The organism is Phocaeicola coprophilus DSM 18228 = JCM 13818, from assembly GCF_000157915.1.
GTDB classification, from domain to species: domain Bacteria; phylum Bacteroidota; class Bacteroidia; order Bacteroidales; family Bacteroidaceae; genus Phocaeicola; species Phocaeicola coprophilus.
Map to the genome: position 1 here is coordinate 1 of NZ_EQ973642.1, position 17,536 is coordinate 17,536.

Annotated in this window: 17 protein-coding genes and 1 pseudogene; 5 read left to right on the forward strand and 13 right to left on the reverse strand. The window is 39.0% G+C overall.

Annotated elements, in window-relative coordinates:
- Positions 1-474: 474 nt before the first annotated feature.
- The 4 genes from BACCOPRO_RS07850 to BACCOPRO_RS07865 form a co-directional block, all read right to left on the reverse strand.
- Positions 475-2,025 carry an ATP-binding protein gene (locus tag BACCOPRO_RS07850; protein ID WP_008142541.1) on the reverse strand — a complete coding sequence of 517 codons (1,551 nt, stop codon included), beginning with the start codon at positions 2,023-2,025 and terminating at the stop codon, positions 475-477.
- A gap of 420 nt (positions 2,026-2,445) precedes the next feature.
- The gene (locus BACCOPRO_RS07855) at positions 2,446-3,468 is read right to left on the reverse strand and encodes a tyrosine-type recombinase/integrase (RefSeq protein ID WP_008142544.1); all 1,023 of its coding nucleotides are present in this window, start codon (positions 3,466-3,468) and stop codon (positions 2,446-2,448) included.
- 22 nt (positions 3,469-3,490) lie between these two features.
- Positions 3,491-4,480, reverse strand: coding sequence for a tyrosine-type recombinase/integrase (locus BACCOPRO_RS07860; protein WP_008142545.1), 990 nt, complete (start codon positions 4,478-4,480; stop codon positions 3,491-3,493).
- Entirely contained in the window at positions 4,461-5,717 is a 1,257-nt protein-coding gene (locus tag BACCOPRO_RS07865; protein ID WP_008142547.1) for a site-specific integrase, read from the reverse strand. Before BACCOPRO_RS07865 ends, BACCOPRO_RS07860 begins: the two co-directional genes overlap by 20 nt.
- A 216-nt stretch (positions 5,718-5,933) precedes the next feature.
- Between BACCOPRO_RS07865 and BACCOPRO_RS17500 the strand changes: the two are divergent.
- Positions 5,934-6,137: pseudogene (locus BACCOPRO_RS17500) on the forward strand (glycoside hydrolase family protein); the annotation flags it as partial.
- Positions 6,138-6,510: 373 nt separating this feature from the next.
- On the opposite strand, the gene BACCOPRO_RS07870 reads toward BACCOPRO_RS17500, so the two are convergent.
- From BACCOPRO_RS07870 to BACCOPRO_RS07910, 9 genes are read right to left on the reverse strand one after another with little or no spacing between them, the layout of a single operon-like run.
- Complete coding sequence (locus BACCOPRO_RS07870) at positions 6,511-6,819, reverse strand: hypothetical protein (RefSeq protein WP_040311333.1); 309 nt, start codon at positions 6,817-6,819, stop codon at positions 6,511-6,513.
- Between the two features lie 53 nt (positions 6,820-6,872).
- Positions 6,873-7,178 (reverse strand): DUF6956 domain-containing protein, encoded by a 306-nt coding sequence (locus BACCOPRO_RS07875; RefSeq protein ID WP_054856477.1) that lies wholly within the window; start codon positions 7,176-7,178, stop codon positions 6,873-6,875.
- Positions 7,118-7,348: a DUF3873 domain-containing protein gene (locus BACCOPRO_RS07880; RefSeq protein ID WP_040311334.1), complete on the reverse strand. Its 231-nt coding sequence runs from the start codon at positions 7,346-7,348 to the stop codon at positions 7,118-7,120. The genes BACCOPRO_RS07875 and BACCOPRO_RS07880 overlap by 61 nt, the downstream gene beginning before the upstream one ends.
- A 19-nt stretch (positions 7,349-7,367) precedes the next feature.
- On the reverse strand, positions 7,368-7,625 hold the full coding sequence (locus BACCOPRO_RS07885) for a DUF8466 domain-containing protein (protein WP_008142554.1): 258 nt from the start codon (positions 7,623-7,625) through the stop codon (positions 7,368-7,370).
- A gap of 24 nt (positions 7,626-7,649) precedes the next feature.
- Entirely contained in the window at positions 7,650-8,933 is a 1,284-nt protein-coding gene (locus BACCOPRO_RS07890; protein ID WP_008142555.1) for a PcfJ domain-containing protein, read from the reverse strand.
- Positions 8,930-9,358 (reverse strand): PcfK-like family protein, encoded by a 429-nt coding sequence (locus BACCOPRO_RS07895; RefSeq protein WP_008142556.1) that lies wholly within the window; start codon positions 9,356-9,358, stop codon positions 8,930-8,932. Before BACCOPRO_RS07895 ends, BACCOPRO_RS07890 begins: the two co-directional genes overlap by 4 nt.
- A 12-nt stretch (positions 9,359-9,370) precedes the next feature.
- Complete coding sequence (locus BACCOPRO_RS07900; protein WP_008142557.1) at positions 9,371-9,592, reverse strand: hypothetical protein; 222 nt, start codon at positions 9,590-9,592, stop codon at positions 9,371-9,373.
- 11 nt (positions 9,593-9,603) lie between these two features.
- Positions 9,604-9,819 carry a hypothetical protein gene (locus BACCOPRO_RS07905; protein WP_008142558.1) on the reverse strand — a complete coding sequence of 72 codons (216 nt, stop codon included), beginning with the start codon at positions 9,817-9,819 and terminating at the stop codon, positions 9,604-9,606.
- Complete coding sequence (locus BACCOPRO_RS07910) at positions 9,816-10,160, reverse strand: hypothetical protein (protein ID WP_008142559.1); 345 nt, start codon at positions 10,158-10,160, stop codon at positions 9,816-9,818. The genes BACCOPRO_RS07905 and BACCOPRO_RS07910 overlap by 4 nt, the downstream gene beginning before the upstream one ends.
- A 963-nt stretch (positions 10,161-11,123) precedes the next feature.
- Between BACCOPRO_RS07910 and BACCOPRO_RS07915 the strand changes: the two genes are divergently transcribed.
- From BACCOPRO_RS07915 to cap2-3, 4 genes are all read left to right on the forward strand, one after another.
- Positions 11,124-11,843 (forward strand): hypothetical protein, encoded by a 720-nt coding sequence (locus BACCOPRO_RS07915; protein WP_008142563.1) that lies wholly within the window; start codon positions 11,124-11,126, stop codon positions 11,841-11,843.
- Positions 11,830-12,852, forward strand: a complete 1,023-nt coding sequence (locus BACCOPRO_RS07920) for a ComEC/Rec2 family competence protein (RefSeq protein WP_008142566.1) — start codon at positions 11,830-11,832, stop codon at positions 12,850-12,852. Before BACCOPRO_RS07915 ends, BACCOPRO_RS07920 begins: the two co-directional genes overlap by 14 nt.
- A 657-nt stretch (positions 12,853-13,509) precedes the next feature.
- A complete protein-coding gene (gene mblB / locus BACCOPRO_RS07930) occupies positions 13,510-14,646 on the forward strand; it encodes an anti-phage 6A-MBL system MBL-fold protein (RefSeq protein WP_008142569.1) in 1,137 nt (378 codons plus the stop codon).
- On the forward strand, positions 14,643-16,772 hold the full coding sequence (gene cap2-3, locus BACCOPRO_RS07935) for an anti-phage 6A-MBL system cap2_3 protein (protein WP_008142571.1): 2,130 nt from the start codon (positions 14,643-14,645) through the stop codon (positions 16,770-16,772). Before mblB ends, cap2-3 begins: the two co-directional genes overlap by 4 nt.
- Positions 16,773-17,536: the final 764 nt, after the last annotated feature.

Genomic DNA, 17,536 nt, shown 5'->3' on the forward strand with positions numbered 1-17,536 from the left:
GGGTTATGTAAGCGATTTTATTATGTAAAACCATTGTATGTAAGTGCCTATATATCAATATTGTAATTTATAATAGCTGTTATTTTCTTTACATAATTGTTACATAGGATAAAATCATTAAAGAGAAAACATTTTAAATCATCCACAACATAAAGGTATTGAATATATTAATTCAATGGTGCAAAGTCGAAAGATTTTATCTGACTTGTTTATCATAAACATTTATTGTACATTTGCACAGCATATTCCAAATAGCAGACACAGATCCTATCTTTATTTATAAGGTTAAATAAATGAAAGGAGGTGTTTGATATGCGGATAATGTGCAATTGCATTTACAAACCAGTATCTGTGTCCGATTATTATCGGTTTCGCTATGGGAAGTGGGAATACGTTTCACCGTATTGTCGTCGTCGTCCGAGACGATAAATGCACATCTTCGGCAGCGAGATGTAAAAGAGCTGCCATTTATACTCATTTCCTCATAATAAAGGCTCTCATATCTTCAATTGACTGGCGAATTTCAGTTTCTGTATAAGGCTCATTATGACAATTCTCTGGATGATGAATCTGATGGCGAATTTTTTCTGTTAAAGTTTTTTGCTCTGTCTTAGTTGTACCATTTGGTAACTCCCTAATATAGTCGACTGTTGTTTTGCCATTTTTATATTCTTCAATCCATTTTATTCCATCTGTTTTGTTCGAATAAAGATAACTATATAGCTCATCATGATACTCTTCTGTCACTTCTCCAAAAGACGTGAAATTTATTTCATTTAAAGACGGATATGGCAACTGAGATGGTTCAATAGCCTGAACTATTCTTTCCTCTCTGTCTTCTTCTTTTTCTTTTACCAATCGAATGTTATCAAACTTTAGTTGTTTTACAACATAAGAACTATGGGTTGTCAATACAACTTGTACATTCTTATTGTTGGCTAAATCTATTAAAGCTTTCATCAGAATCTTTTGGTGTGCAACATGCTGAGAAGTTTCAGGTTCTTCAATAGCGTATATTAGACCATCTGATTCTGTATTACTTTGCATTCTTTCGGCTTCAGCTCTAAAAAAGTTCAAAAGTATTAAACGTTTTACACCGCTACCACGCTTATTGATAGGAATGTCATTATCTCCTGCAATAGATACATTTTTGAATAAATCAGACCATTTTAAATCAGTGAAAGACGGTATATTAGGGCTAAGACTATTTGCTAGCTCTGGATTCATTTCTCGTATTTTATCTAACGTATGATTTGAGACTTCTTGTAGTTTAGTTGTAACATGTTCTGCTATTTGCTGACACATTTGGGCTACATTTTCCTCTTTTAGTATCGATTTTACAGCCTCTTTTAAAGGATCCTGTATTTCTTTATCATGGTCATTATTACTACGATCAGCTTGAAAGAGTGAATATACAGGAAGAAACTTCTTCAAACTTTCCCAAATCGTCTTTCCGTCTTCTTTCGTTACATCAATTTCCTTTTCTTCTAAATTGAGATTATCTGCAAAATGGTTCCATATTGCTGTGCGTATTACAGCCTTTCTAGTCTGATCTTCACATTCTATGTTCTCTCGATTTAATATTGTTTTAAGATCAGTAATTTTCTTGCTTAACAAATCGCAACAAACTGCATTGGTCGGATGTTTAGCTCGAATATAAACTTTTTCCCTTCCAGCTTTTGGATACCTTTTCACTATTTTTAGAGTATTAGATTCTGTTAAAAGATATTCAGCTGCAAGTGTAGTTCTATTGCTATCATCTATAACTAAACTATCTGGTAATTTGAAAAATTCTACAGCAATTATTATTTCATCGTCACCTTCACTAGAAGCACGTTTATTTATATCTTCCTTATCTAGGGAAATACATCCCTTTCCTTCATTAAAGAAAATGTCTAAGGCTTCCAGAATTGTAGATTTTCCAATATCGTTACGACCAACAAAAGTTGTTAGATTGGAGAAAAGAACTGTAGTCTCACTTCTATAGCCACGAAAGTTTTTAAGTGTTACTGATTTTATTAACATATCGATATTTTATATAAACTTGTCACATAGTGTCGCTCGCTTAATAATTTGTAGCCTACTAATATAAAAATATGAGTGGGGAAATATTTTGCTGCAAACTTAACCGAAAGCAAAATTACTGATTTTTATTTTTCAAAACGCTCTTTTCCGAATAAATTGTAGCCTTATTCCACGAAAATAACAACTGTGCCTGAACCAGAAGATTTCAATAGCAGTTTGGATTTGCATAGAATAATTCCAATATATCGTAAAAAAGAAAGATTATATAAATCTACATAAGATGGTTATGCAAACAAACGCGCATAGAAGATGTTGCTAGATAACTGATTATTACGTAATTGTAAATAAGAATGTTTGCATTGTATTCAAATGAGTGAAGAGTGGTTCTTCTATTTACTACTCTTCACTCTACTTGTTATTTTATTTATATTTTACTTGCAGAGCTTTTAAGAATTCCATTAAATCTCCATCTTTTTGCCATGCAGTTTTACTTTCCTGAATAATACCAGGAGCCAGTTTTTCCAATGCCTGTTCTTTTAATTTTTCACTTGCCCTAGCATATATTTCCGTTGTTGTTGTAGAAGCATGTCCAAGAAAGTCACGAATATAGACGAGATTTATACCCGCTTCCAACATATGCATGGCTTTGGAGTGCCGGAAAGTGTGACAGGATATATTACTTGGTATCAATTCCAAATATTGTTTCCTCGCATTTTTAGCATGTCTTTTCACAATATCTAATACGGCCATTCTCGTCAACCTTTCTCCTTTTGGATTAGGAAATAACGGATGGCATCTATATTGTGAAGCAAAAAGATTGTTCTCTTCCATATACAACCTTAAATTTTTCACTTGATTAGTAGAAAGAGGAACTACTCTAATTTTATTGCCTTTCCCATGTAATTTTACAGTAGTAGTTTCTCCTAATCTTATATTTTCTGGGGTTAGGTTTATAATCTCTTGAACTCTTGCACCGCTATCATACAATAGCCCCATAAGAATAAAGTCTCTACGCCCTTTACGAGTTGATAAATCCGGTTGTTCAAGTAATGCCTGTACTCCTTCCGTAGTCAGATAAGACATTTCCTTAAAAGGTGTTCTTTTCTGTTTGATACTCAATATAGCTTGCCAATAAGCCATGCCCTTAACTTCCCGATATTGAAGATATTTGAAAAAAGACCGTAGAGCACTTAAACGATTATTTCTTGTTGATATTGAGCATTTTCTCGTTTCTTCCAGCCAATGCAAAAATCCTAAAACTCTTTCTTTTGTAATTTCTTTGAGGAATAGTTTTTCCGGTGCTATTAATTCAATCTTATACATGTATTGTATAAAAAGCATGAATGTTGCACTATACTGTTTTACCGTTTGATAGGAACAGCCACATTCCATTGTGAGGTAACGGTTTAAATAATCTGTGAGATATTTTCCAAAATCTGTCATACACTAAAATTTTAATACATAATTAATCTGTCATTTCATCCATGTTTGGAAAAATATGATTGTGAGTCATATCTACTTGTCTTACAATTTCAGGAAACATGGTCTCCACTATTCTGACATATTTATTTGTAGCGGCAATGGATTGATGTCCCATATACGTCATTAGTATCAGCATCACATTATGTATATCTTTCCCTGATTCACATAATTGCACAAATGAATTTACACAGAATGTATGTCGAAGGTCATGCAGACGAGGTCCTTTTCGATTTTCATTTCGTACGATGGCGGCACGTTCTAAAATATGATTGAAAATGTTTGAAATAGTTTTTGATGAAATTGAAGTATCATTACATTTTACAAAAAAATAGTTCTCTGGATTAATACTAAGCCCAAATTTCTGTTTTTTAGTTACATAATCACGGCATATTAGTGCTAAGGAAGGAGAAAGAGGGACATATCTGTCTTTCCCATTCTTACATTCTCTAAGTAATAAGCATTCATTTTTGAAATCAATATCACAGTGTTTCAATTTTATAGCCTCACCTATACGGATTCCTGTACCGTACAGCAGACGGATTAGGCATGGTATGGAAAATCGAGCTGAATTGATTACGTGGTGATAAGCATTTATTCTGTCGCACTCCTTGAAGATTCTTTCCATTTCGTCAGGTGTGTAAATGTAGGGGACAAAATTTGATTGATGTTTGGGTAATATTGGAATATATGAATCATATCCAATTGTTTGCAGGAAAGAAGAGAATCCTCGAAGAATGATAATCCTATAATAGCGGTTATCTTCAGATTCTCCAGGGAATTTACAGCACCAAGCATCTGCCAAATCTTTGGAAATCCCAAGGACCTTCTCGTTTCTATCATTGGCAAACTTGTCAAAGCGCTTTAACAAACATTCCATTACAGTCGTTTTGCAACCTATATTATTCTTGTATTCTATATATTGGGTAATTAACCCAGAGAATACACTATATAATTTACCAGTTCTCTTTCTCATATATTTCTAAGTAAAATATTTCAGGAATTTGAGGTACTTCAAGTGCGCATTGTCTTAGATGCTTCAAATCAACTTTTACATAACTCATGGTGGTTAATAAATTGGAATGTCCGAGAATTTCAGAAATAACGCTTGGGGATTCACCATTCTCAAACAAATTAATAGCAAGACTATGACGTAAAGAATGAGGACCATGTTTACGTGTTGATATATCTATCCTGGCAGCCAACATCCACTCTGAGACAATCCTGCTCAATGCCTGGGGGGAAATCCTTTGATATGGAGCCATATGTTCCAAAAAAACATGCGGACTGTCAATATCAGGTCTTCCGAACTTGATATAATCAATAATAGCACTTCCTATTTCCTCTGATAATGGAAATGAAACAGGCTTCCCCGTCTTTGCCTGCACAAGGGACAAACGATTGAACTCCCATTCAAAATTGGCATATGTAATTCCTACTATATCCGAAGCGCGGAGTCCATAACGTGCTGCAAGTAGAAGCATTGCATAGTCGCGTTTTCCTTTAGGACAAGATCTGTCTATTGCGTCCAGCATTTTTTTTATTTCCTCCCTGCTATAATATGATGGTAATTGAGGATTTTTGGGACGATGAAGGCATAAAATCCTATCCCAGCGGGAAAAATTGCAATCTGCTAATAAATTACGCTCACAAGAGTATCTGACAAAGGCTCTTACAGAAGAGACGACGTGATGCCAAGGACGTTTCTTTCGCTTCAATTCACGTAAAAATAACAAGCAATCGGGAATACCAAACTCTTTAACCAGTTTGTTGTTTTCTTTTAGAAAATCATACAAGTCTCTCAAATACAAGTGATGTTTGCTCACTGTTAGAGGGCTTTTAATTCTCCTTTCATGACAAATAAATTCATTGAATTGTATGCCTAAATCTCCTTTGAATTCAAACATGGGACTTCGCGGAGTTGGTTTTCCAATGATAATTCCTGTATGCAGAACTTCATTCATTATTTTTATATGTCTAACCATGTTCTTCTCAAAATCAGACAGTTGGGCGTATGCCATACCTTTGTGACGAGTTTTCAAAAAATCTTCTCCTACACGAGCAGAATAGATTTCAATTTTATTTTCCAGCATATAACATTCCAGTTTATTATAACTACTCTTAAATGCACAAATAGTTAAAGGTGCATAATGCCTTTCACGCAGTTGCTGGACAACTTGTTTCCTTAAATCATAAAAATTACTTTCTTCCATAAAACATTATTTATTGTTTGATATTAATTGAAACTCCATCTATTTGATTTGATGGAGCTTCAATATATCTCTTATTAGGAAATAATGCTATGATTTTACCTAATAAGTTAGGAATATTATGTAAAAAGTAATCCTGTGAAAAATGAATATACTATTTGTTAATCAATGATTTATATTTTCTTTATTTACATAATATATTCGCTTACATAACCCACCTTATGTAAGCTTTTACATAACGTGGGTCCATACCGTTTGTTGGGAAGCGGGAAGATACCCAAAAGTACGCTGATCCGAAAGCTGGAGGCTGGCGACAGGAATATTTATCGGGAGTATATCGCTTTCTGCAACTACAAGGGAAAACGGCATTCCATGCTGCTCAAACGGAGAAAGGCGGAGTTTGCATTTCTGTATATACCTTAAAAACAGGGGACTGTGTGTAAGCACAGTCCCCCTTAAAACTTATACTAAAGCCCATAACATCACCATCGCAGACGTTAATGCCATAATGACTTTAGCCAAGTCGATTTTAACGTCCACTTTAACATCAATTTTCATATCAATTAAAGTATTGGTTAAAAACGCCTACCAGTCAGGATGTCACATATTCATCTCCTGATATTCGATTATCTTCTGTTGGTAAATCTGGATGAATGTCAGACTCCAACTCAATATGAATTGAGCAAAAAATGTGCCAAACTCAATCATCGTAGATTGGGACAAAGGTTTCTTTGCCTACTTTCTTATCCGCCATCATGCTCATGAAAGAAAGTAGGCGGCTTTCGCCGCCCTCCTCTCAAAAACGGGTGTAAAGCCCCGTCACCATCGTGAACATTTCCTCCAGCATATCGCAATATATCCCTTCATGCGTTTCGATGTCTTTCGTCTTGCTCTCGAATGTATTTTTGCTGAACGTCCTGCGGTAGAAGCGCATATTGTAGAGGTCTGCCCCTGCATCATAGATGATGTCAAGGCGGTTGGCACTCGTCTTGTTCCTCGCAAGGCTCATGCGTAAGCCGTTGCCCATGTCTATGAAGTCTTTGCTTCCCGTCATGGCGGCAAAGCGTCTGCCACCTATCTGCTCCAAAATCGTCTTTGCTATCATATTCATTCTTCTTTGGGTGTTATGTTCGGGCGGTGCGGACACCGCCCGAATGTTCAAAATTCTGTTTTCTCGACTATGGGTGTGTTTCTTTCCAACCATGTTTTCACGCACTCCATGTTGTACTCGCTCGTTATGACTGTCGTGTGGGTGTCAATGGCGGTGAAACGTGTACTTTCGTAGTCCTCTATCCATCCTTTAAGGGTTTCCACTCCCCACGCTCCGGCATCGTCAAAGATGCCGTCCAATTCCGTGATGGGCTTGCTGAACTTGACTATCAGCGTTTGGTAGCCTGCTTCGTTCATCGCTTGTCCTCCTTTCCTCTTTTTACCGTCAGCCACTTGTCCCGTGCGGCTCGGCACTCGTTTAATGTGGGTTTGACGCAAGAAAACAATTCCCCGTCCGTGTGGCGGTAGTCGTACTGCACAAGTGTCCGCTTGCGTCTGCCGATACCCGTCTGGAATTTCTCGTACTTCTCCGTACCTGCCTCTGTGCAGGTGCTTACTCCGTTGATGGTCATTCGTGTACTCATAATCGTTGCTTTTAGATGGTTAGAAATGTACTGACAGCACTCTGTTTTGCATCACCATTTCGGGGTCGCTTGTATAGCGTTGGTGCAGGTAGAAATGGTGTGAGCCGAAGCCGTAAAGGAAGAACTTGTCAAGTTCGTTCTTTTCGGCGAAGTCCTTGACACTTGCCCTTAACTGCTCCTCATTCATTGCAAGAGTGAGGAGGTTCATAAACTCAAGGAACATCGTGGGGATTTTGTCATCCCACAAACAAATCATGTTTTCAAATCTTACTTCCATATTATTCTGTATTATAGGTTGATATTATGCTGCGTTCATCCGCTGACGGATAAGTTCGGTATTGTTCTCCACAAGTCGGATGATGCGGTCGTGGTACTCGGTATTGGAATTGCATACCCCTCTGCTCTGTACCACTTTCAGTGTTTTCAGTGACACTTCTATCGTTTCAATCCGTTTGCCGTCAATGGTGGCGGATAGGATAAGGGAGTTTGCCTTGTTGTGATAACTGCCCACACAATGGTGCATCATCCGTCCTTCCTCTACCATTTCCTCAACGCTCTCTATGACCTTGATGCAGATAAGGCTGTCGGAGAACACAAGTCCGAAGAAGATGCCTTTGGCTTTCAGATAGTTCTTCTCGTCCTCAATCGCCTTTTGCCGTTGCTGTTCCGTCCGCTCACGCTCCATTTGCAGGTTGCGTTTTCTCACCAACTTGTCATGTTCCACTTTGAGGTCGGTAGGGCAGACGTACTTCGGGCTGTTCGTGTCCTTACCGAAATGTCGCAGGAGGTCTATGGTGTCGCACCATACGGAGCCGTCCGAAATGGTGTAGCCGTTGCGGATGCAAATCTTGACGGATGCCCAATACCGTCCCATGTCAAAGGAACTGCGGATATAGTGGTGCAACATGGCGTATTGCCCTGCCTTCAAGAGTGTTTCGGCTCGGCTGTCGGAAAGGATAGCTGTGAAAAGGTCATACGGCAGTGTGTTGTGATAGTCCCCGTTGAAGCCGTTGCGTTTCAGTTCGGGGATGAAACGCTGTCGGGGATAGGTACACATAGGTGCTATATCGTATGCGTGAAGTCCGTTGTTCTTGCGCACCTCCATGTCGCTGTATTCCGCCCATTGGTCGTAATACAACATTGACATACCACGAAGTCGGGCAACGGTGGTGGTTGTGCCTTTGGGCGAAATCCACCTCTGCACCACTTCATAAATGGAATACTCGGCTGCTTGCCCTGCCTTGTATCGGGACTTGACGAAGAAGAAGCGTATCACTTGGTACTGCTTGCTGGTGGTGACGATGGAGAAGTATTCGTTCTCGCTGAAAACGCTCTTTCGGGTGCGCAACGCTTCCAACTGCATACCGCAATGGGGGCAGGTACATCCGCAAATGGTGTCCGCAAGGTCGTGGTCGCTCTTCCACGAATGTCCGCACTCGGTACAGATGTTCGTGCCGTCCGCTCTCTTGATTGCGTAGTGCTTGAAGCAATGACGGAAAGCGTATGCCTTTTGCGTGGCGGTCAATCTCGATAGTCGCTTGCTCAGATGTGCGACTTCCTGCTGTATGTATGTTCTCGGTTTCATAAGCCTAAATCAAATAATGAGGGTTGTTGTACTTCTTGGGTGGTCGCTTTGGTTGCGGTTCTCGGCTTGTGGCGGTTCTGCAACTTGCGGACTTCCTCGTCTTGGTATTGACGGATTGCGTTTTGCCGTGCTTCCGCCTTTTCCTCTGCGGTGAGTTCCACCACATGGTTCACGGCTATTTGGCATTGGATAGGCTTGCCCACCTCTATCTCGTTCTCGTCATAGTAGTGTACGGCTTGTCCGTATATCTCCCCGTCCGTGAAGCCGTTGCAACCGCTTTTCTGCACATAGTTCAGAATGTAGGTCACGCAATCGTCTATGTTCTTGGCAGGGTTGCGGTAGTTCTTGGCAAATAGCGCATCTTCCGCTGCACGTTGCTCCAAATACATCTGTATCGTTCTCTTGAAATGGTCTGTCGTTTTCATATCGCTGTTGTTTTAGATTGTCTGTTTCAGTATCTCTCTCCAATAAGTCGGCTCCACCTCGCTCAAAAGGAAGTCTGTAAAGTCCTTCCGTGCGTCTTTGTTCAGTTCGTGGTAGAGTTCACGGAACACGGATATGTTGCCGTTGATGTACGTTTCCACCATGTACTCGAAGATGTTGTCCACCCCGTAGTATCTGCACTGCTGCGCTGCTGTCTTGCTGTTTCTCTTTGCCATGTCGGTAAGGATTAAAGGGTGAATAACCAAAGGATGAAGCCGAAGAAGACGATTGTGGAAAGAATAGCCACGATTATGCCTATCGCCACTCGGAACACTCCGTTTACTATCTCTCTGACAATACCCCAAAGGATGTCTAACACCCCAAAGACGGTGCGCACGATGAGGGAGCATATCGCAAACCCTATGTATTGCGCCATTTGTCTGAAGTCCATTGTTGCTGTCATAATGTTTCTTTTTGAAGTTCCACAATTCGGTCTATCCTGCCGTATAGGTATCTGCGAAGCCCTGTCTTGTCCGTTGCCTTGTATTCCGTCCATTGTCCGTATTGGCTTACGAGGTAGGTGCGGAGAACATCGGAGAAGTCAAACCTCCAGCCTTGCAGGGGGACTGCGTTCTTGAAGTAGGTGTTGCTGTTCACCTTTTCTGTGAGCCAATCCTTTTCCTCTCGGTTCATCTGTCCTCCGTTGTTCAGTTTCTCACGGAGATTGTAAACCTTACTGCCTTTCAGTGCTTCCAATGTCGGCACTTCCCAAGCCACGAATTTTGTTGCCATTGCTGTTCTCATATCCGTTTTGTTTTTGATTTTTTATTTTTAATGCGGATTCAAGAGCTGAGGGAGTTGAGTTTCAAACTATCTTATCTGCCTCTCGTTTATCCGACATTTTTTTTATGCGTCTTTCTGTCGCATCGGTCGTTTTCGTTTCGGGTGCTTAAAAAGGTAGGGATTAGGGAATGCAAGGTTTTTCGAGAAAAATACTACCCGCAGGGCTGGAGATTTTTCCCGAAAACAGGAGGCTTGACCTTGCTTTCCCGTCAAATCCCGGAGTTACCTTTGCGCCCAGAACGGAAATGACTGCCTGATGCGGCCCACTGAAAGGCGCGAAAATGGAGGTAAACGGAAGTAGAGGCAGATTAGACAGAAAACTTCAAAAGAGAAATCCGTGAAAAAAGGAAGTCCCCAACAAAAAAAGGACATAGCCGGTAGCGTGAAACCGGGCAAACCACCTGCAAGGAAGTATGGTTTTATCTGTCTGGCCGGACGTGTCGGGGCGGGCAGATAAAATCATTCTTCCCGGTTTGCCTGCTGTGGGTGACGGCTTGTTACATTTATGGACAAGCGGTCATACACGGCTTTCCGCTTCCGGCTCAAAGGAACAGCGAAAAAGAAAAATCATCTGAAAAACCGTAAAAGCACCTCTTTGGCATAAGCACAAAAGAAATGGGCTTTGCCTCATCAGTCTAAACTGTTGCTTAGGCGTGAGGCAAAGCCCTTTTCTCAGCTTATGCGATAGTCGGCACACGTTCGTTCAAAATTCTTTTGGGCGATGGTGTACTGACGAATAAAGCCGCTTTTACGGAAAAAAACGATGAATGAATTTTTGTGTATCTCAGACACTGGCATAATGTCACAACATGCTGACATAACGTCATGATATTCTTAGTCGTAAAGAAATAGCACTATAAAATTGATTGGAACTGATTTTGGCATGAATATTGTATAATTAATTCTGTGTTAATTTAAGAAAAAATGAATAAGTACGAAAAAGAAGCAAGAGTTTATCCAGCCATCGTGGGTATGATAATCCCCATTATCTTGACTACATTGTATGTCACATCGTTTATTCCAGATACCTTGGACGTATGGAAATCAATAATTGCCAAAATTGGATTGTTTATTCCGGTAGCTCTAATTTATGGTGCATTAGCCTATTGGGTTCGTCAACTGTTTATTGATGCCTCAAAACAATTGTTTCAATTCCGTCTATTTAAGGAAGATGAAACAGAAATGCCTACAACAAAACTTCTTCTTTGGAGTAGCGCTGAGCGAAAATCTGAAGCGGATATAAAACAGATTGCGGCAAAGGTGGAGGCTGATTTTGGCATTCGGCTGTTGTCAAAAGATGAAGAAATTGCTAATCCATCCGAGGCTAAACGTGCTATTGTTGATGCAGTTGGAAAGATAAGGGAGGTAACTCGCAAAAACGAAAATCTTCAACAATATAATCGAAAGTATGGTTTCTGTCGTAACTATCTTGGAGCATGTGTGTATGCTATAGGTGCAATCATTTTTGCTCTTGTTGTAAATTTCATTCTAGAGATGCCATATACAAAAATATTGATGGTGGCTTTAGTTGCTCAGGTATTGTTTGGTATTATCAATTATGTATCTTACAAGTCCAAAGCCTACGATTACGCAAGAGCAATGTACAATGCATATATAACAGGAGCAGAGTATGAAAGAGAATAAAATGAAATATGAATATGAAGCCCTAAAAGTGGGAGATGCTGATGCAATACTTATCAGGCACTATATAGGTAATGAACAGTTCATCATATTGATTGATGCTGGCAATGCAGGTGATACTTCTATTATAAAAAAGCATCTTAATGATTATTATGGAAGTTATTACATAGACTTAGCTATATGTACGCATCCAGATAGTGACCATAAAGATGGCTTTTTCGATTTACTTCAAGATGATGAAATTACTATAAAAACATTCTGGCTAACCGATCCTGCCCAATATCTTGATGTCAATGACATACAACGTTACAAAAACAAAGAGAATGCAACAAAAGCAGTCCGTAAGATTTGGCAAAAATCTACAAACCCCAATCTCAACCTTATTGATTTGGCATTGGATAAATGCACAGAGGTAATAAGCGTAACCGATGGTGTCCAACACCCAATCCTTCCAATAAGCATTGTTGGTCCTTCGGATAAATATTATGGCGAGGTAGTAAAGGCAATGGTCGCAGACTATGGTATTAAGACATATGAAGATAGTTCAAAAGAAGCATACGATGATACGTTCAAGATTGACGAGAAGGATATAAAGAGTGTAATCGACAATGATGAAGATTCATCCCCTTACAATGCTTCTAGCCTAATTATCTTGTACGAACCAGAGGATGGCAAAAGACTACTTTTTGCAGGAGATGCAAATACTACCTCTCTTCAGATGATGCTGAACAAATACAAATGGTTGAGAAATGTGGATTTTCTTAAAGTTCCACACCATGGAAGCCGTAGAAATTTGAATACATCAATTATAGAGGCTCTTTCTCCCCAAAAGTGCTATATATCTGCTGCTGGCAATAAGAAACATCCAAGTGGACGTTTAGTGTATTGGCTTGCAAAATATGGAAACGTTTACTCTACCCATACTTGTAATTCCTATATACATTGTCAGTCGGCAGCTATGCCAAATAGAAATGGTACTGTAAAATTATATCCATTAAAGAAAAAAGAATAGAAAAAAAATGGATACTTCCATCTGGCTGAACAAGTTCTGTTAGATGGAAAATATTCATTTTTCAAGTTTGCCAGCTGTGTGTGGTCGCTTGTTTCATTCATGGGATAGGTAGCCACACAGCTTCCTTTTTTCGCTTTCGGATTAAACTACTCGCTTTTACGGAAAAACTATGAATGAGGGAATAAAAAACAGGGAAATCATATCCAAATCTCGGATAAAATAGCTACTTTTGCATACGAAGAGTTCTTTGAAGGTTACGCAACGCGCAGAGGAATAATGCAGTAGATAAATTAAGACATAAGACTTACAAGAATAAGAAATATGTAAAGCGTGTAGATGAAGCTGTTAATTGTTTGTTGGATGTAACTAGATTCGATGATATACTGTTCGATTATAACTGCATCTATGGTTTTTATCGTAACCTGATTGCGACAATATTTATGGATGGTATTGTCTTGTTTGCTCTTGCTGCTATCAACAACTGGGGCTTGTCACTACCACTTGGACGTTTCTTCTTGTGGGGAGGAATTACCTGTGTTATAGTCTCGTTTATTACCACATGGTTTGCATATACAAATGGTAGAAGATATGCAAAGAGATTATATAACGTCTTCTTGAATTTAGATGATGATAAGAATAACTACTAAAAAATAAGCTATGGAACATATTATTAAATATTATCCCGTGGGCAATGCAGATTGCACGCTGATTAAGTTAGATAACGGCAAGACCATTATAGTGGATTGCCAAATACTTGAAGACCTGACTGATGGTCATGGTAAACAAGTAATGTTTGATGTAAAGGCTGACTTGCTGCAAGAGTTGCATAAAGATGTCGCAGGTCGTCCGTATGTTGACCTATTCATCAGCACTCACCCTCACGATGATCATTGCAAAGGATTTGTAGAAAACTTCTATCATGGAGATGTGGCTGATTATGACAAGGATAAAAACAAAGACGAGATTATTATAGAAGAGCTGTGGATTACTCCTCGTGGCTTAAACAATAATTTGTCTGCACCTGCTGAAGATATACGCAAAGAAGCGAAACGTCGTAGAAAGCTATACGATGATGATGCGAACTTCAATGGTTCTAAAGGTAACTATTTGAGGATTATCGGATACGATAAAGACAAAGAGTTCGACAGCAGATATTGTTACGTTCCTGGCAAACTCGTTACAACTGTTCATGGTGCAAGTCTGTCTTGGTTAGACATTTTCATCCATGCTCCGTTTAAAGAAGATGTTGAGACAAGTAAGAAGTATGACGACAAGAATGCAACATCAGTCGTTGTGCAGTTTGGTTTTAAAATAGATGGATATACTGGTTACAAGAGCCGTGTGCTTATGGGAGGTGATGCTGAATACGAAATTTGGCAACACATTCTTGACAATAACACAGATGAAGAAAAGTTGAAGTGGAATATATTCCTTGCTCCTCACCATTGCTCTTGGTCGTTTTTCAATGAATCAGACAATAAGAAAGAAATAAAACCGTCTGCAGAGGCTATATTGAAAAAGCAGATTGGTAATTCTGCACATATTATAGCTTCTTCAAATGAAATAAAGAACAATGATAACAATCCTCCTTGCTACGAAGCTAAACAGCAGTATATAAAGAAACTGAATTCTGGTTCTTCGCATTTCCTTAATACCGCTACACATAGCAAAGTAGGGAATATACCACAGCCCATTGTCTTTAAGATTAACGAAAACGGAAAGACACTTAGAGAGATTTCTACAGTGGCGGGAGCATCATCTATTTCTAATCCTGCACCACGAGCTGGCAGATGAAAGATTATAACCATAAAATAACAAATGGCTCTCCAATTAGAGGTGAATACCTAAAACTTTCGAGAGCCAAGGCAATCTATAAGGCCGCCATGGTACATCCTTACACAAAGGATGTACTGTGTTATGTCAATGGCAAGGGGGATGCCATTGTCAAAATGCGCATGACGCATCTTGAAATTCCAGACGAACCTATTTATGAAATATGGGACGAAGAGGAAATAGCAATTATTTGCCATTCAAAAGATATCAATATACCAGAAGTATATGCACTAAGAAAAGATTTTCCAACGGAGCTACCTCATTCAAATGCAAAGCCGTTTACACGGCCTGTATCATTATGTGTGTCGGATGTCGCATTTGCAGATATTCGACCACAGTTTAATGCACACGATTTCTTGAATTCCATAAGACGATGGTTTAGCTTGAATAGCATAAACAAATTGCATGAGTCAAACCGTCCACTGGAGGTCTTCTTCGGGTTTCAAGAAGTCTGTTGTATTTTGAATGAACGCTTAGGTGGTAATCCATATATTAAGTACTCCCCAAAGACGAAGTATTCTTCTACCTTGGAATTTGTTGAGAAAAGTAAAGCTACCCACTATTTAATTGGTATTCCTACAGAAAAAATCCATGCAAACAATTTTGTACGAATACCTCAAACGATGGGAGATTTGAAAGACGTCCAGTCAACTGACGAATTCTCTTTGACAGACAGTCTTTTGGCTGTTTTGACAAAAAGTGTAGCAGGGAAGGCTACACTTCCGTTAGTTATATCGATTTATATCACTCAGACAAGCAAAGATGACAAAAAGACTTCACAGGAATTGTTCCTCATCAAAACAAACTGTCTTCCTAAGGATATAGTACATAAAAAGAAGGTTCTTACTAAGGATGCGTTTGAAAAATGGTTTTATGAATTGTCTGTAGAAGTTGTACTATTAGAATTTATGACTTCACGTAGTGGAAACGCCATCAATAATGGAATCAAAGAATGGTTCAAGAAAGTGGGAGTTATCGGAACTGGCACACTTGGCTCTGCTGTAATCGATCATTTTGTGAGACAAGGATGCTCTGAAGAAATCTGTCTAGTTGATTGTGATATATTGTTGCCACATAATCTTAGCCGTCATACACTTACCACAGACAAAGTGATGACCTCAAAGGTTCGTGCCATCAATGATAGCTATCATGGCATCTTGTTTCAGAAAATAAATGCCATAGAAGGAAACTTTCTGACGTTAAGCCGAAATGATAGAGAGCGTCTATTTAAGGACACTGAGTTGATAATGGATTTTAGCACTTCCATAGCAGTTGAAAGGAAACTTGCAGACGAAGAACATACATTCCGTAGATGTACCTCATTCTTGAACCCCAAGGGTGATGATGTCGTGTTGCTAATAGAAGATAAGGACAGAAATTCTCGTCTTGACTTGTTGGAGATGGATTATTATCGTAATCTGATAGTGGATGAAAGGTTTGCTCTTCATTTGGAACAATCAGGAACCGTGCGTACGAATACTTTCAGTTGCAGATCAGAATCGATGATACTTAATTATGAAAATGTACGTGTATTGTCGGCCATCATTTCTAAACAAATCAGGAAATATTATACGTTGGGGCAAGCTTGTTTGAGTATTTGGCACTTTGATGCCGAAAAAGGAACAGTGTCAAGTTTGCCGATGACAATCACAAATTGGCACCACGAAGTATTGGGAGATATTCAAGTTTATATCTCCGATGCTGTAGAAAAAGAAATTCAAACAATGACATTCACATCACCAAATAAGGAAACTGGCGGTTGTTTGTTTGGTAGCTATGACCGCGATCATAATAGCATTTATGTATATTATATGGTTCCAGCTCCAGAGGACAGTATTCATAGCCCTGTATCTTTTGTTCGTGGATTTAAAGGATTGACTGCGGAATATGAGAGAATAACGAAATTGACATATCATCAAGTGCGATATTTGGGTGAGTGGCATTCGCATCCCAATATGCCTAACACTCCAAGTGAAACAGACAAAAAGCAGTTTAAAGAATTGTGGGAAGAACAGCAATCTCAGGATCTACCTTTTGTTCAGATGATATATGGTAATAATGGATTGTTTGTTGCTGCGGTAATGTAAGTTTCGAGTCAAAGGTTATATAAAAAAGGATAGTCTAATTCATCTGAGGACTGTCCTTTTTCATTTATTTAGGGATATTCAGTAAATATCCAAACAATTGTTCTACAGAATGATATAAAATTTGTAACTTTACAAAGAACCCCCGACAGACCTTCACAGGCTTGGTTCGGGGGTAATTCTTTAAAAAAACGTTGTGAAGTTACAAAAAATATCCCAAATAGAACCTACTCTGCCGTTGACAGAGTTTGATTTTCTAAAAAAATGTCCTTTCCTGAAATAGGTTGACTCGGTTTGCAAACCGAGTCAACCTATTTCAGGAAAGGACAAATACTTCAAAAAAACAATGAGTTATATATCGAAATTTGGTCATATTGTTATTTTTCACTATTTTTGCATTGTTCCAATTTAGCCTATCAAAGCTAAGCAGAACAGCGAACTCTTCACGTTGGATTAGACGTTGGACTTTGAAAACTTGATTAAATAAGATATTGGTACAAAAGGGATTACGACTTGAGTTCGAGTCCCGTACGCACCGCCAGTTTACAAAGCAAAATTAGGAAAAGCTCTGATTCACAACAGAATCAGGGCTTTTTTCGTTTCCGGGCGGAAGCAGAATATAGCGTTTCTACGAAGTTTGTCAGGTGCAAATTCAGGGTCCTTTTTTAGGGACAATTAAAAAGCACCTTAGATGTATAATACTTCATTGATTATCATGTTTTTGCGTAGGATTTTTCTGTTCCTCATTTTCTAATTTTCATTACTGT

Bases quoted from the DNA above. Each gene is read 5' to 3' on its own strand.
- BACCOPRO_RS07890 (WP_008142555.1), bottom strand. From the start codon at position 8,933: ATGAAACCGAGAACATACATACAGCAGGAAGTCGCACATCTGAGCAAG.
- BACCOPRO_RS07855 (WP_008142544.1), bottom strand. From the start codon at position 3,468: ATGACAGATTTTGGAAAATATCTCACAGATTATTTAAACCGTTACCTC.
- BACCOPRO_RS07910 (WP_008142559.1), bottom strand. From the start codon at position 10,160: ATGAGAACAGCAATGGCAACAAAATTCGTGGCTTGGGAAGTGCCGACA.
- BACCOPRO_RS07900 (WP_008142557.1), bottom strand. From the start codon at position 9,592: ATGGCAAAGAGAAACAGCAAGACAGCAGCGCAGCAGTGCAGATACTAC.
- BACCOPRO_RS07865 (WP_008142547.1), bottom strand. From the start codon at position 5,717: ATGGAAGAAAGTAATTTTTATGATTTAAGGAAACAAGTTGTCCAGCAA.
- BACCOPRO_RS07915 (WP_008142563.1), top strand. From the start codon at position 11,124: ATGAATAAGTACGAAAAAGAAGCAAGAGTTTATCCAGCCATCGTGGGT.
- BACCOPRO_RS07885 (WP_008142554.1), bottom strand. From the start codon at position 7,625: ATGGAAGTAAGATTTGAAAACATGATTTGTTTGTGGGATGACAAAATC.
- BACCOPRO_RS07920 (WP_008142566.1), top strand. From the start codon at position 11,830: ATGAAAGAGAATAAAATGAAATATGAATATGAAGCCCTAAAAGTGGGA.
- BACCOPRO_RS07895 (WP_008142556.1), bottom strand. From the start codon at position 9,358: ATGAAAACGACAGACCATTTCAAGAGAACGATACAGATGTATTTGGAG.
- mblB (WP_008142569.1), top strand. From the start codon at position 13,510: ATGGAACATATTATTAAATATTATCCCGTGGGCAATGCAGATTGCACG.
- BACCOPRO_RS07880 (WP_040311334.1), bottom strand. From the start codon at position 7,348: ATGAGTACACGAATGACCATCAACGGAGTAAGCACCTGCACAGAGGCA.
- BACCOPRO_RS07870 (WP_040311333.1), bottom strand. From the start codon at position 6,819: ATGATAGCAAAGACGATTTTGGAGCAGATAGGTGGCAGACGCTTTGCC.
- BACCOPRO_RS07860 (WP_008142545.1), bottom strand. From the start codon at position 4,480: ATGAGAAAGAGAACTGGTAAATTATATAGTGTATTCTCTGGGTTAATT.
- cap2-3 (WP_008142571.1), top strand. From the start codon at position 14,643: ATGAAAGATTATAACCATAAAATAACAAATGGCTCTCCAATTAGAGGT.
- BACCOPRO_RS07905 (WP_008142558.1), bottom strand. From the start codon at position 9,819: ATGACAGCAACAATGGACTTCAGACAAATGGCGCAATACATAGGGTTT.
- BACCOPRO_RS07850 (WP_008142541.1), bottom strand. From the start codon at position 2,025: ATGTTAATAAAATCAGTAACACTTAAAAACTTTCGTGGCTATAGAAGT.